Source organism: Undibacterium umbellatum (assembly GCF_014284125.1).
GTDB classification, from domain to species: Bacteria; Pseudomonadota; Gammaproteobacteria; order Burkholderiales; family Burkholderiaceae_D; genus Undibacterium; species Undibacterium umbellatum.
Window position 1 is genome coordinate 396,552 of the sequence record NZ_JACOFX010000002.1, and the last position, 13,520, is coordinate 410,071.

The 13,520-nt window shown below is 52.0% G+C and carries 15 protein-coding genes; 6 read left to right on the top strand and 9 right to left on the bottom strand.

Going from position 1 to position 13,520, the window contains the following annotated elements:
- Positions 1 to 24 precede the first annotated feature (24 nt).
- Positions 25 to 678, top strand: coding sequence for a VTT domain-containing protein (locus H8L47_RS06265; RefSeq protein WP_186952401.1), 654 nt, complete (start codon positions 25 to 27; stop codon positions 676 to 678).
- An 18-nt stretch (positions 679 to 696) separates the two neighbouring features.
- Complete coding sequence (locus tag H8L47_RS06270) at positions 697 to 1,056, top strand: hypothetical protein (RefSeq protein WP_329605434.1); 360 nt, start codon at positions 697 to 699, stop codon at positions 1,054 to 1,056.
- 6 nt (positions 1,057 to 1,062) lie between these two features.
- Here the strand turns inward: H8L47_RS06270 and H8L47_RS06275 are convergent, their stop codons facing one another.
- The gene (locus tag H8L47_RS06275; protein ID WP_186952403.1) at positions 1,063 to 1,692 is read right to left on the bottom strand and encodes a hypothetical protein; all 630 of its coding nucleotides are present in this window, start codon (positions 1,690 to 1,692) and stop codon (positions 1,063 to 1,065) included.
- A 97-nt stretch (positions 1,693 to 1,789) separates the two neighbouring features.
- Positions 1,790 to 2,413, bottom strand: a complete 624-nt coding sequence (locus tag H8L47_RS06280) for a LysE family translocator (protein ID WP_186952405.1) — start codon at positions 2,411 to 2,413, stop codon at positions 1,790 to 1,792.
- 99 nt (positions 2,414 to 2,512) lie between these two features.
- Between H8L47_RS06280 and H8L47_RS06285 the strand changes: the two genes are divergently transcribed.
- A complete protein-coding gene (locus H8L47_RS06285; protein ID WP_186952407.1) occupies positions 2,513 to 3,838 on the top strand; it encodes an aminotransferase-like domain-containing protein in 1,326 nt (441 codons plus the stop codon).
- 30 nt (positions 3,839 to 3,868) lie between these two features.
- Here H8L47_RS06285 and H8L47_RS06290 read toward each other — a convergent pair whose 3' ends face one another.
- The 3 genes from H8L47_RS06290 to tsaE are packed head-to-tail and all read right to left on the bottom strand — an operon-like array spanning position 3,869 to position 6,295.
- A complete protein-coding gene (locus H8L47_RS06290) occupies positions 3,869 to 4,393 on the bottom strand; it encodes a hypothetical protein (protein WP_186952409.1) in 525 nt (174 codons plus the stop codon).
- Between the two features lie 22 nt (positions 4,394 to 4,415).
- Positions 4,416 to 5,846, bottom strand: a complete 1,431-nt coding sequence (locus H8L47_RS06295; RefSeq protein WP_186952411.1) for an N-acetylmuramoyl-L-alanine amidase — start codon at positions 5,844 to 5,846, stop codon at positions 4,416 to 4,418.
- Complete coding sequence (gene tsaE / locus H8L47_RS06300; RefSeq protein WP_186952413.1) at positions 5,810 to 6,295, bottom strand: tRNA (adenosine(37)-N6)-threonylcarbamoyltransferase complex ATPase subunit type 1 TsaE; 486 nt, start codon at positions 6,293 to 6,295, stop codon at positions 5,810 to 5,812. The genes H8L47_RS06295 and tsaE overlap by 37 nt, the downstream gene beginning before the upstream one ends.
- 79 nt (positions 6,296 to 6,374) lie before the next feature.
- On the opposite strand from tsaE, the gene queG reads away from it, so the two are divergent.
- The gene (gene queG, locus H8L47_RS06305) at positions 6,375 to 7,457 is read left to right on the top strand and encodes a tRNA epoxyqueuosine(34) reductase QueG (protein WP_186952415.1); all 1,083 of its coding nucleotides are present in this window, start codon (positions 6,375 to 6,377) and stop codon (positions 7,455 to 7,457) included.
- Positions 7,454 to 7,864: a hypothetical protein gene (locus tag H8L47_RS06310; RefSeq protein WP_186952416.1), complete on the top strand. Its 411-nt coding sequence runs from the start codon at positions 7,454 to 7,456 to the stop codon at positions 7,862 to 7,864. Before queG ends, H8L47_RS06310 begins: the two co-directional genes overlap by 4 nt.
- A gap of 405 nt (positions 7,865 to 8,269) precedes the next feature.
- Here the strand turns inward: H8L47_RS06310 and H8L47_RS06315 are convergent, their stop codons facing one another.
- The 4 genes from H8L47_RS06315 to H8L47_RS06330 form a co-directional block, all read right to left on the bottom strand.
- A complete protein-coding gene (locus H8L47_RS06315) occupies positions 8,270 to 8,584 on the bottom strand; it encodes a hypothetical protein (RefSeq protein ID WP_186952417.1) in 315 nt (104 codons plus the stop codon).
- Between the two features lie 190 nt (positions 8,585 to 8,774).
- Positions 8,775 to 9,665: an AEC family transporter gene (locus H8L47_RS06320; RefSeq protein ID WP_186952419.1), complete on the bottom strand. Its 891-nt coding sequence runs from the start codon at positions 9,663 to 9,665 to the stop codon at positions 8,775 to 8,777.
- 6 nt (positions 9,666 to 9,671) lie between these two features.
- Positions 9,672 to 10,262, bottom strand: a complete 591-nt coding sequence (locus H8L47_RS06325) for a response regulator transcription factor (protein ID WP_186952421.1) — start codon at positions 10,260 to 10,262, stop codon at positions 9,672 to 9,674.
- 41 nt (positions 10,263 to 10,303) lie between these two features.
- A complete protein-coding gene (locus tag H8L47_RS06330; protein WP_186952423.1) occupies positions 10,304 to 12,274 on the bottom strand; it encodes a sensor histidine kinase in 1,971 nt (656 codons plus the stop codon).
- Positions 12,275 to 12,413: 139 nt separating this feature from the next.
- Here H8L47_RS06330 and H8L47_RS06335 point away from each other — a divergent pair, with 139 nt between their 5' ends.
- The gene (locus H8L47_RS06335) at positions 12,414 to 13,418 is read left to right on the top strand and encodes a TRAP transporter substrate-binding protein (RefSeq protein ID WP_186952425.1); all 1,005 of its coding nucleotides are present in this window, start codon (positions 12,414 to 12,416) and stop codon (positions 13,416 to 13,418) included.
- Positions 13,419 to 13,520 lie beyond the last annotated feature (102 nt).

The following is a 13,520-nucleotide window of genomic DNA, read 5'->3' on the forward strand; positions in this document are numbered from 1 at the left end:
GACCATCTAGACCCTGGGACAATAATGGATTTTATGCAACTCTTCGGCATGATTTTGCATGTCGATAAAATGCTGGGCACCTTCGTTACGCAGTATGGCACGCTGGTTTATGTCATTTTGTTCGCCATTGTATTTTGTGAAACGGCTTTCGTGATTTTCCCTTTCTTGCCTGGGGATTCTTTGCTATTCATTGCCGGCGCTCTTTGTGCCGCTCCTGATTCGCCAATCAATGTCTGGCTGCTGATTGCCTTATTGATCGTCGCTTCAATCACTGGCAATTCTATTAATTACTGGATAGGCAGTATGATAGGGCATAAGGTGATGGCGAAAGACTATCAGTGGATAGACCGCAGATCCCTGATGAAAACCCATGAATTCTATGAAAAACATGGTGGCAAGACGGTGGTGCTGGCGCGCTTTATCCCGCTGGTGCGTACTTTTGCTCCCTTCGTTGCCGGGTTTTCTGAAATGACACACAGAACCTTCCAGTTGTATAACGTCCTGGGTGCCTTATTGTGGGTATTCAGTGTGGTCCTCGGCGGTTATTATTTTGGTAATATCCCTGTCGTCCGCGATCATTTGAATACCATCGTTCTGATCGGTGTTGGTGCTGCGGTAGTGCCTGTGGTACTGGGCGGATTATGGAAATTGTTCAAGAGGCCCAACAAGGCATCCTGATTCAAACACGCGGGTATTGTGAAAGCAAAGTCCACTTCATCCCATATCATCTGGCTGCATGCCAGTGCCCCAGGCAAGCCTGCGTTGGGGCAGGCGTGTAATGGTTGTGGAGTTTGCTGTGCTGCCGAACCCTGCCCGGTGGCAAGGGTGTTTTTGTGGCAGTTCAAGGGGAGTTGCCGGGCGCTGGAGTGGCATGCCGACGTGCAGCAATATCGCTGTGGCATGTTGCTGCAGGCTGCCAGTTATGTACGCTGGTTGCCACGTGGCTGGCAAAGCTGGTTTGCAAAAAGGGTAAGGCGCTGGATTGCAGCGGGCACGGCTTGTGATTCTGATGCCAGTGCCGCTGCTGCTATTTCTACTACGAATAGCGGTGAGTGACAGCTTTCAAGGCAAGAGCAGTGCACTGATCACGCTCAGAGCTATATTCCCACCCACCAGTATGGCCGGGGTTTGCAGATCCGGCTTCAAATCATCAACATCAAATTCGTTGTGAATGGCTGTCGAAATGCCATCGACGGCTTCTTCGCGGCTGCCTTTTGCGACTGTTGCATTGGTTTCAATCACACGCGCTGCGACGCTAACAAAGTCAAACTTGCTCATCAAGCTGCTGAAGATGGCTTTATTGATCCTGGATTGTTCGCTGAGGCTGGCAATCAGGGTGTTCAGCTTTTCCTGGATGATGGCACTTTTGGCTTGCGCGCTGTCCAGGATATTGGGGTAGGCATCCAGCAGTTTGCCTATGACAAAACGGGACAAGTCTTCACCATGTTTTTCAACGATGAAATGCACGGCAGCAGCGGCCCCCTGTTTTTGGCCTATGAAAAAATAAGCGATGGGCGCGAGCAGGCTGACCAGTATCAAGACTGTGCCACCATGTTGACGGGATGCCATGCTGGCACAAACAAAAAACAGGATAATGTTAAAAACGATACCAAAAGCGGTGTAAGCGATAATCCGGCTGCTTAGTTTGACGCCTGCCAGCGCTGTTACATTTAAAATGCTTTTAATTGCCATATATGCTGTCCTGCCCTTGTTTAGAGTGAGAAGTGAGAACTGAGAGTCGACCAACAAATCATAGCATAAGAGAAATTTAAGACAACAAAAGTAAGTTTTAACGTGTCATCAATAAGAGACGCAGGGCCAGCAAGGACAACACGGCTGCCAGTAAGCGTGCCTGCAATCTGGCCACTTTGGCATGGCGCATCAGGGCCTGTCGAATGACATGGCCAAAGCTGCCCAACAAGGCATGGAAGACAGTGCTGATGATGGTCAACACCACGCCCAGCAACAGCAATTGTTGCGTCACCATGCCCGCATGCGCATCGACAAATTGCGGCAAGAACACCATGAAGAATAATAGGGCCTTGGGATTGAGCAGGCTGTTCAGGCAAGAGCGGGCAAAAACGCTGCGCAGGGACGTAGTCTGGTTGGCAGCTTGCGTCACAGGCGCAGACTTGTGCAGAGCCTTGTATGCCATCCAGAGCAAATATAGTGCACCGGCATAGCGTATCAAATCGAATGAAGGTGGCCAGGCGATGATGATGGCGGTGATTCCACAAGCGGTCAGTATCGTCAGCAGGGTATCGGCAAGCCCGATGCCCAATGCAGCGGCGACACCGCCACGCACACCATGCTGCATGCCGCAAGTCATGACGAAAGCCATGTTCGGGCCGGGTGAACACAGCAACAGCAAGACGGCGATGCTGAAGGTGGCGAGGGTACTTAAACTGATCATGTTAGCTATCCTGGTGATTGCTGAAAAGATGCAGGCAGTGTAGTCTTTTGATCTGATACAGTAAAAAAATTGTTCTAGATACTATCTTGTTACTATTTTATGGCCCTGGCTCGTTACAAATCCATCGTTGATGATTATGCTGCCCGCATACGTAGCGGCAAATTGCGACCTGGCACGCAATTGCCAACCTTGCGCAAGCTCATGCGGGAGCAGGGCATTGCCCTGGCAACGGCGTCCCGCGTCTATACCGAGTTGGAGACGCATGGCCTGGTCGCCTGCGAGATGGGGCGCGGCACTTTTGTGCGCGATACCAGCCTGCCACGTGGCTTGGGGCTGGAGCAGCAGACCTTGCAATCGGGTGCGGTAGATTTGATTTTTAATTATCCTTGCCTGCCAGGGCAAGACGAAATGCTGCGCGAAGGTTTGCGTTGCATCGCCAGTTCAGGTGATCTGGATGCCTTGTTGCATGCCGCACCCCAAGGTGGCCGACCGCATGAGCGGCAGATCATTGCCCGCCATTTACGTAACCGTGGTTTGCGCCTGCCTGCGGAACAGGTACTCATCGTCAACGGTGCGCAACAGGCGCTGGCGGTGACTGTACAGGCCTTACTGGCACCGGGGGACATCCTGGTCATGGATGCACTGACTTTCCCTGGCATGAAAACCCTGGCGCAATCAGCACGGCTGGATGTGGAAGCCTTGCCGCTGGCAGCAGGCAAATTGAACTTGCCAGCCCTGGCTGCGCTGTGCAAGCGGCGGCCAGTGCGTGCCGTGTATGTGATGCCGACCATGCATAATCCCATGGGGTCAGTAATGACTGATGGCGAACGGAAACAACTCGCGCAACTAGCTCAAAAACATCATTTTTTGATCATCGAAGACGGGGCCTATGCCTTTCTGGCAGAGCCTGCGCCAAAGCCAGTGTTTACTTATGCGTCTGAGCAAACTGTGTATGTTTCCGGTTTATCCAAGAGCGTGGCATCGGGTTTGCGCATAGGCATGCTGGCTTCACCGCTAGCATTGATACCTGCACTGGAAACAGCAATTCGCGTCACATCCGGCAATACACCTTCCTTGATGATAGCCCTGGCTTGCCTGTGGATAGAAGCGGGTGTCGTCGACGAACTGGAAGTAAGGAAGCGCAAAGACGCCAGGCAAAGACAGAAGCTGGCACAAGCGGTCCTGCATGGCTGTATGCTGACAGCGCATCCCTCTTCTTATTATTTGTGGTTGAGTTTGCCGGAAACTTCACGGGCGGAACAAGTTGCTGCTGCTTTGGCAGAGCAGGGCATTATGGTGGCAACTGCCGATGCGTTTTCCGCTGGGGCATCTGTGCCGCATGCCTTGCGGCTGGCGATAGGTTCGGTGTCGCTGGATATACTCGAACAAGCCCTGAAAAAGATAAAAGAGGCGTGCTGGTCTTAGAGAGTTTTAAGCGCGTTCGTTATGCGTGATTCAACGCGTCGGAAATTTTTTCATCTCGCTAATTTTTACCTGCATGCCATGTGCTGTTGGTAATTCAGTGAGACATTGCGCGATCGTGACATGTTTTTGACTGGCTTTGATCTCACCACAGGACAGTCCTTTGGTGATTTCAAAAACCTGCGTCTTGCCAAGATAGTAGGTATTGCAGAAATCGACACTATTTCCGGGTGACATGAATTGGCGCACAACTGTCTTGTTCAGGTTTTTTATGCGTCCTTTGTAAGTGTCCATACTATGATCATAGTAGGATCGTATGTATTCCACTTCTTGTAAGGGCTGGGCAGTGAACAGACTGAAATACTTGGCTGAGATACGGGTTTCTTCCAGTTCTTTTGCGGAATAACCCTCGCCTTTTATCTTTTGCTCTATCAAGGGCAGGGCGGAGGAGCAACTAAGAACCTTCATTTCCACATAAGATGGGATGCTTGTGATATCTTCAGCATGGCCAGGCACAGCAAGTGTCAAAGCCAGCATGGTCAAAATCAAGGTTTTCAATTGTTGCCGTCCATAGGTATTCTCAAGTCATGCGGTTTTTAGCAAGCGGTGGGTTCTTGGAAAAATATTTCCTGATACCCTTCATGACGGCTTCTGCCAGTTGGTCCTGGTAGGCATTGTCGGTTAGCTTGGCTTCTTCTTCCGGGTTGGAGATGAAGGCGGTTTCTATCAATATGCTGGGGATATCAGGTGCTTTCAATACGGCAAAGCCAGCTTGCTCAACTGAACCTTTGTGCAGCCTGTTGATGCCACTGATTTCACTGAGTACTACCTTGCCCAGCTTCAGACTGTCATTGATTTGGGCTGTGGTCGATAAATCCAGCAAGACGCTGGCAAGCTGCTTGTCATGGGTCTTGATATTGACGCCACCAATCAGATCGGCAGCATTTTCTTTATCCGCAAGCCAGCGGGCGGCAGTCGAACTGGCCCCTTTTTCTGACAAAACGAACACGGATGAACCGCGTGCACTGGAGTTGATAAAAGCATCGGCATGCACGGACATGAACAAATCCGCTTGCACTGCGCGGGCTTTTTGTACCCTGACATTCAGCGGGACAAAGTAATCTGAATCGCGGGTCAGCATGGCGCGCATGTTTGGATGTTGCTCGATCTTGGCCTTGAGGCGCTTGGCAATCGCCAATACCACGTCTTTTTCACGGCTGCCACCGCGACCAATAGCGCCGGGGTCTTCACCACCGTGCCCAGGGTCGATGGCAATGGTGATCATGCGTGTCAGTTGTACCGGTTTTTCAGCAGGCTTGTCAGCTGGCTTTTCTTGTTTTTCTACTGCGGCAGTTGTGTTTGGTTTGATCTCAGGCTTGTCATCCTGCCTGATTTCTGGCTTCAAATCCACTTTGCCATCGCTCTTGCCTGCCAGGATGTCGGCAGGGTTGACGGTGCTGGCCGGGGCTTGCGCAATCTTGCTGGTATCCTTATCCCATTCCCCTTTTTCTATCATCGCAGTCAGGGGATCAACCGGGTTGGCCGGATACAGATCGAAAACCAGCCTGTGTTTGTAATTCCCTACAGGTTGCAGGGTAAATACCTGCGGGCTGACTTCTTCTTTCAAATCGAACACCAGGCGCACGACGTTGGGGCGATTTTGCCCCACACGCACTTGTTTGATGTAGGGGTCATTCGACTTGATCTTGGCGACCAGCTCCTTGAGCTTGGCATTCAGCTCCAGCCCCTCGATATCGACAAACAGGCGGTAGGGGTCTTTCAGTACGAAATGATTGGTTTTCAGCTCACTGTCATTTTCCAGCGTGACACGGGTATAGTCTTCTGCTGGCCAGACACGGACCGCCAGTATCTGTGCCGCATTGGCAGCCGGGGCGATGACGGAGAGCAGCAGGGTGCCGCCTGCTTTGAGCAGGACACGGCGTTTTTTGGAAAGCGCAGTAGTATTTTCAGCGCTTACAGATTCGGGGCAAACTTGAGTAATGCGAGACATGCGATACCTTTGGCAGACAACGCGTGCAATTCTACCTCACGACCGTCACCGGCGACGCGCAAAAATACATTCAAGTCCGGTTCTGGCAGCACGCCATCGGCTTTTTCCGGCCATTCAACGACGCAGATATTGCTGTCATTAAACTCTTCCCGGAAGCCTGCTTCAGCAAATTCATCTGCACTAATCATGCGATACAGGTCAAAATGCATGATGGTGACAGTCTGGCCCTTGAGTGTGACCTGGTAAGGCTCAGCCAGGGTATAGGTCGGGCTTTTGACGTTGCCATGATGGCCAGCCGCGTGGATCATGGCGCGTGTCAGGGCGGTCTTGCCTGCACCCAGGTCGCCATGCAAAAAGATGCTCATGCCCGGTGTCAGCGCATGCGCCAGGCATTTACCCAGGGCCTGGGTAGCTGCTTCATCGGCGAGTGTGGTCTTATAATGTGACATTTCCTGCAAAGTTCCTATTCATGAATCTGCCTAACATAGCACAACACCCTCATTCTGTGTACACCAGAGGGCCGAGCGCGTGAGTCTGGACAGCACAGCCCTGGCCGATCTGGCGGGGCAAATACGCCTGTGGGGCAAAGAACTGGGCTTTGCCGAACTACGCATAGCTGATGTCGATCTGTCGCATATAGAAGGCAGCTTCCAGGCCTGGCTGGATGCCGGTTACCACGGCGAAATGGCTTATATGGCCAGCCATGGTACTAAGCGCACGCGCCCAGCAGAGCTGGTGCCGGGCACGGTCAGAGTGATTTCTGCGCGCATGAACTATCTACCAAAGACTGAAAGCTGGCGTGCTGAAGAACAGGGGCAGGCGGCAGACAAGGCCGTGATTTCACTGTATGCACGTGGCCGCGACTACCACAAAGTCTTGCGCACCCGCCTGCAGCAACTGGCTGAGCGCATAGAAAAAGCCATAGGCCCCTTCGGCTACCGGGTATTTACCGATTCTGCACCCGTCATGGAAGTAGCGCTGGCAGCCAAGGCTGGCCTGGGCTGGCGTGGAAAACATAGTCTGTTACTCAGCCGCGAGGCTGGCTCGATGTTTTTTCTTGGTGAAATCCTGATTGACATTCCCTTGCCAGTCGATGAACCAGTCGGCCAGCACTGCGGCCAGTGCAGCGCCTGCATGGATGTCTGCCCCACCAAGGCGATAGTCGCACCTTATACCGTCGATGCGCGTTTGTGCGTGTCTTACCTGACCATAGAATTGCACGGCAGCATACCGGTAGAGTTGCGACCCCTTATCGGCAACCGCGTCTACGGTTGCGATGATTGCCAGCTGGTGTGCCCCTGGAATAAATTTGCCCAGGCTGCAGCCGTGGATGATTTTTCTGTCCGCAACGGTCTCGACAATGCCCGCATGGTGCATTTGTTTGCCTGGACTGAAGAACAATTCCTGCGCATGCTGGAGGGCAGCCCGATACGGCGCATCGGACATGAACGCTGGTTACGGAATATCGCAGTTGGCTTGGGAAATGCGGCGGCCAGCATGCGGGGTGATGCAGAGATTGTGGCGGCCTTGCAGGCGCGATTGACGCATCCGTCGGAGATGGTGAGGGAGCATGTTGAATGGGCGTTGGTGCAGCATGGGGTTGTAGTGTGAAGAAATTGAAATTAAAATTAATTCCGATTCTTTGCTTGGTGTTACTGGCAACTGCCTGTGGCTATTCTGAACCAGCTTTTAACAAAGCTGGATATACACCAGTCAATGCAAAGGTAGCTATTCCAACTGAGGTGATGAAGGCCCTTGTCGATCTTTGTCATCAGTGCTCTTTCGCCGATATTGGCGAAAAGTACGAACAAACCGATTTTAGAAGAGATGCAGCGCTGCCCTGGCGTGGGATTAACTGGGCGGGATATTCTGGTTCAAAATGGGCGATACGGTATGGTCATGGAGGTCGTGGATTTCATTATCATTTGCTTGTTTTTGAGATGCGGCCTTCTGTTCGTCTTGTGGCGATTGAGGATGAAGGGTGTGATTTCCCTGACATGAAAAATTGCGAGTTTTAACCTTTCGGTTCAAATGTACTTTGATTAAAACGATTGCCCTTCATGGACGCAAACCGCATTTCGGTGAATTAACGGCAATCATTTTGTCGCCGCTCCAGTGGCGGTTGTTTTATGCTGTGTTTTGACTAAAAGATTGCCCTTCGTGGATACAAGCCGGGTCTCGGCCCGGCGGCCGAGATACTTTCTTTTGCTTCGCCAAAAGCAAGTATCCAAAGAAAAGGCGACCGCAGACTCGCCCTTCGGGTGCTTACGCTGCGCTTCAGCATAATTTGTGCATCCCAAAAAATGGGAAAACTTCGAAACTCGCCTTCGGCTCAAACACGAAGCTTTCTGATCCATTTTCTGTGACGCACAAATTACATCGTCCCAAGCGGATTAAAGTCAAAAACAGAATCAACAGCAACGTCAATGCAACCAATATTTGTGTATTGTCGATTGCCGTCGATCAACGGCTGTTTTGGGGTTGCTGTTGTTTTTGACGTTGGGGTTGTTTTTGACTTTAACCCGCTTGGGACGAAGCCATTTGTGTAGTGCAGAAAATGGATCAGAAATGACCGATGTTTGAGCCGCAGGCGAGTTGCGGGCATTTCCCATTTTTTGCACTGCATAAATGGGCACTCCCGAAGGGAGCGAGTCTGCGGTCGCCTTTCTTTGAATACGTTCTTTGGCGAAGCAAAGAAAGTATTTCGGCCGCCGGGCCGAGACCCGGCTTGTATCCATGATGGGCAATCGTTTTAATCAGCGTACGGCAGACAAGCAACGCCGCTGGAGCGCCAGCCCGGTGGCCTCCTGCCTACGCAGGAGCGACGTTAATACAATTGCCGCTTATTCTCTATTTCAACTGTTCGCGAATGATTGATATAGCTGCAGTTAAGTTGGTTCAAGATAATCGCTTGAGATAGGCGTCCCCTCACCGCACCAAACTCAACCACACCGGCAAAGTCAACACAGACAACACTGTACTTGCCGAAATCAAAAACGCTACAAACGGCCCGTTGCCGCCCATGCGTGCTGCCAGTACATAGGCACTGGATGCGGTAGGCAGGGCGCAGAAGACGACGGCGATTTGCAGTTGCAGTGGCGGCAATTCCAGCCAGCGACCCAGGAACAAGGCGATCAATGGCAGGGCCAGCAGCTTCACTGATAAAAAATAGGCAGCGATGCCCTTGGCTTCACGCAGGCCAGACAGGCGCATGCCAGCGCCGACGGCCAGCAAACCCAGCGCAATCGAGGCATTGCCCAGGCGTGACAGAGTGGCGGTAATACCTTCAGGTATGGGAATCTCAAGCACACTGAACAAGACGCCGCTGGCGGTGCCGATGACCAGCGGGTTGCTGGCGATTTCTTTCATGAGCCTGCCGCTATTGTGCGCGAGGGCATACACGGCACCCATATTGCACATGGGGACCAGAAAACCTATCAGCAAGGCCATCAGCGCGGTGCCCTGTTCGCCAGCCATGCGCGAGGCGATGGCCAGGGCGATATAGGAGTTGAAGCGAAATGCAGTTTGTACGCCTGATTCAAATATCCTGGGAGCAGTCTTGAACATGAATTTTGCCATCCAGCCCAGCAACATGCCACAAGCGGTTGTGATGACAGCGACCTGCAGTAAATGCCCCGTCGAGTGAAAGTCAAAACGGGTGCGCGATGTGGTGTAAAACAGCAGGGCGGGGAACATGATGAAGTAAACGATCTTTTCCACCCCAGCCCAGAAATGCCCACCCCAGTGAGCATGACGTGCCAGCAGAAAACCGATGAGTATCAGGCTAAAGTCGGGGAATAGCAGGGTGAAAATCGACATCGTTCTTTACTTCAGCAATCCCGCCAGTTCTACTGCAGTCTTGACCTGCATTTTGTCAAAGATATGGGCGCGGTGCACTTCGACGGTACGCATGCTGATGCCCAGTTGATCGGCGATGACCTTGTTCATTTTGCCTAGCAAGATCAGGTCCAGCACTTCTTTTTCCCTGGCAGACAGGCTGGCAAGGCGGTCGTGTACCAGTGCCGCAGAACTTGCCTGGCGGGACATTGCCAGGGCTTCCTGCACTCTGTCCATGAGCTTGTTGTCATTGAAGGGTTTTTCAAAAAAATCAAAAGCACCGCGTTTTAAGGTATCTACCGCCATCGGCACATCCCCATGGCCAGTCAGGAAGATCACGGGCAGGCGTTTGGTCAATTGTCTGGCCGCCAGCATTTCAAACAGATTGATGCCGGTCAGGCCGGGCATGCGAACGTCCAGCAAGATGCAATCACCCTGGCTATCAAAGATCAGGGGCTTGTCGAGCGCATGCAGGAATTTTTCTGCGCTTTCATAGCTGTGTGCAGCAATTTGCCTGGACCTGGCCAGCCAGGATAAAGAGTCGCGTATGACCTCTTCATCGTCAATGATATGTAGCATGTTGTCTCCTGTATATTATCTGGCGCGCTGCTTTTGTTGCGCTAGTCTTGTATTGGTAAGGCAAATTGGAAAATAGTACCACCGGCTGGATTTTCATGATGTGAGAGCCTGCCGCCATGGAATTCGATCGCAGTGCGGCAGATATTTAAACCCATGCCCATGCCCGCAGACTTGGTGGTGAAAAACGGTGAAAACAGCTTTTCTGCCACTTCAGCCGGTATGCCATGGCCTCGGTCGGTCACGCTGACGATGATTTGCTGGCTGGCCTCATCCAGCACCGCTTCCACTCGCAGTATGCGTTTTTCTGGTGCTGTGGTTTGCATGGCCTCGATGCCATTTCTGGTCAGGTTCAGCAGCACTTGCTCAAGCAGCACGCGGTCTGCCAGTACCAAGGGTAACTGGGGCTTGATTTTCCATTGCAGGGCGACATGGCTGGCCTGCGCCTGTAGCTCTACCAGTGGCATGGCGCTTTGTATCAAGTCGGCAATTTGCAGAGGCTCGCGGGCGGCTTCGCGTTTTTTCACGAATTCATGCACGCTACGTATGATCTGGCCAGCGCGCTGTGCCTGGGCATTGACTTTTTCCAGCGCACTCTGGAAGAGACTGCGGTCCATCACACCAGCCTGCAAGAGGTTGACTGCACCAGTGGTATAACTGGAAATGGCCGCCAGTGGCTGATTCAGTTCATGCGCCAGCATGGAAGCAATTTCGCCCATGGTGGCAAGCTTGGCGCTGGTATGCAGTTTTTCTTCTTGCTGGCGGCTCAATTCCTGCGCCCGCCTGAGTTCAGAAATATCGAGAATGGAACTCATCCAACCCGTTTGCTTGCCATGCTCATCAATCAGAGCCGATTCATAAATCAGCACAGGAATGCGTTCACCACTGGCATGCTGGTAGATAGTTTCAAAACCTTCTGAAGGAACAGTGCCTGCCAACAACTGGGTAAAGCGTTGCTGGTATTCTTCTATGGCCTCCGGTGCCCAATAAGGCATGGGGGGGATGCGTCCTATGATTTCTTCCGCCGGGAAACCCACCATGCGGCAAAACGCCGGGTTGACATAGGTCAGGCGGCCAGTCATGTCGCGTGCGCGCAAGCCTGTGACCAGTGAATTTTCCATCGCGGTGCGAAAAGTGACTTGCTGGCGCAAGGCACCTTCTGCGGCCAGTCGCCGGTTGATATCCCGCCACAGCGCCAGTAAGCTCCAGATCAGGCCTATCGATAACAGAATGACTGACAGCACCAGCAAGTTGGACAGTAACTTTGGTTCAGTCTTGATGCTATTGGTCCGCAATACCAGGGTCAGGCTGGGTAACTCAAGGGCACGGCTGTGGGTATAGACGTTTTTGCCGCTGCCACCGGCACTGCGTTCGGCAAGGATGCGGTCATCGATATCGGTGATGGTTATTTGATTATCCTGGGCAAACCACCAGGGTACCAGCTCTTCCAGTAAGGCATTCATGCGGTAGCTGATCATCATGCTGCCTATCCGGCGCTCATCCCTGACCAGCGGGATCTGGCAATGCATGAGGTAGGCATTCCTGGCATTGATCTCAAGCACGGGTTTCAGACATGCCGTTTCTTCACTGATATCCAGCGAGCCAAATTCAAAATGGGGCAAGGGCAGGCGTTCGGCGCTGGCTTGCAGGGATTCCCTGGTATCAACCAGGACCTTGTTGCTGACGTCATACCAGGCGATGCGCTGGATTTCACGATTGTTCTTGAGTATGGTGTTGAAACGCTCAAGCACAGCTTCTTTTTGGAGTTTTGCTGCCTTGATGTCGCTGCCTATCTGGCGCAAGACTTCATCATTGCGGGTGAGCTGGAACTGTATGGCTTGCTCTACCCACAGCGAATCAGCAATCAATTGTTCCTGACGCTCATTGGCTTCCATGCGTTGCGCCTGCCACGGTAACCAGATCAGCGTGGACAAAAACAACAACAACAGCAAGATGGGGATAATCCAGCGCCATTTTTGGTTGGGCCAGGATTGGGAACGGTGCGAACTTTTCATCTTGATAGTTTACTTCAGCGTGGGGTTTATCAACAGATGCACAGAAAAACAATTAAGCCTTGTGGTTTTCCACAGTTGCAAGATAATGCTTTGGTTGAAATAATCAGTGTAATAACCCTTATAAAGATCGGAGACAAAGATGAAACTGAAATCCCTGTTGTTTTCTCTGGTGGCTGCCTCTGTGGTGAGTGGTGCTGCGTTTGCACAGGCACCCATCGTCATCAAATTCAGTCATGTAGTGGCAAACGATACGCCAAAAGGCAAGGCTGCCGAACGTTTCAAGGAGTTGGCAGAAAAAGCCACCAAGGGACGCGTCAAGGTTGAACTGTATCCTAACAGCACTTTGTACAAAGACAAGGAAGAACTGGAAGCCCTGCAATTAGGTGCCGTGCAGATGCTGGCCCCTTCGCTGGCCAAGTTTGGCCCCTTGGGCGTCAAGGAATTTGAAGTCTTCGATCTGCCTTACATTTTCCCTTCCAAAGATGTGCTGTATGCAGTGACTGAAGGCCCTATTGGCAAGGATTTGATGAAAAAACTCGAATCCAAGGGAATCACTGGCCTGGCATTTTGGGACAATGGCTTCAAGGTCATGTCTTCCAACAAGCCCATGCATTTGCCAGCAGACATGAAGGGCCAAAAGCTGCGCATACAATCATCCAAAGTGCTGGATGCGCAAATGCGTGCCTTGAGCGCCAATCCTCAGGTGCTGGCATTCTCCGAGGTGTATCAGGCATTGCAAACCGGTGTGGTTGATGGCACAGAGAATCCGCCATCCAACCTCTACACCCAGAAAATGCATGAGGTGCAAAAGCATGTGACCGTCACCAACCACGGTTATTTGGGATATGCGGTGATCGTCAATAAAAAATTCTGGGATGGATTGCCAGCCGATGTGCGCGTACAGCTGGATGAGGCGATGAAGTCGTCAACCAAGTATGCCAACGCCATCGCCCAGCAAGAGAATGATAATTCTCTGGAAGCGGTCAAGAAATCTGGCAAAACGACGGTTTACGCTTTGACCGACAAGGAAAAAGCCGAATGGCGCAAGACCTTGTTGCCAGTACAGAAAGACATGGAAGGTCGCATAGGCAAAGATTTGATTGCCAATGTGAATAAAGAAGCCGTCAAACTCGGCTATAAATAATATCCTGCCTGCCACCATGGCCTGTTCATGGTGGCATTCTCTACAGTCTGCGCATTCGCGCATGGTTCCGGGTCGGCGTTCTGCTTCCCAGTTCAGGAGCTT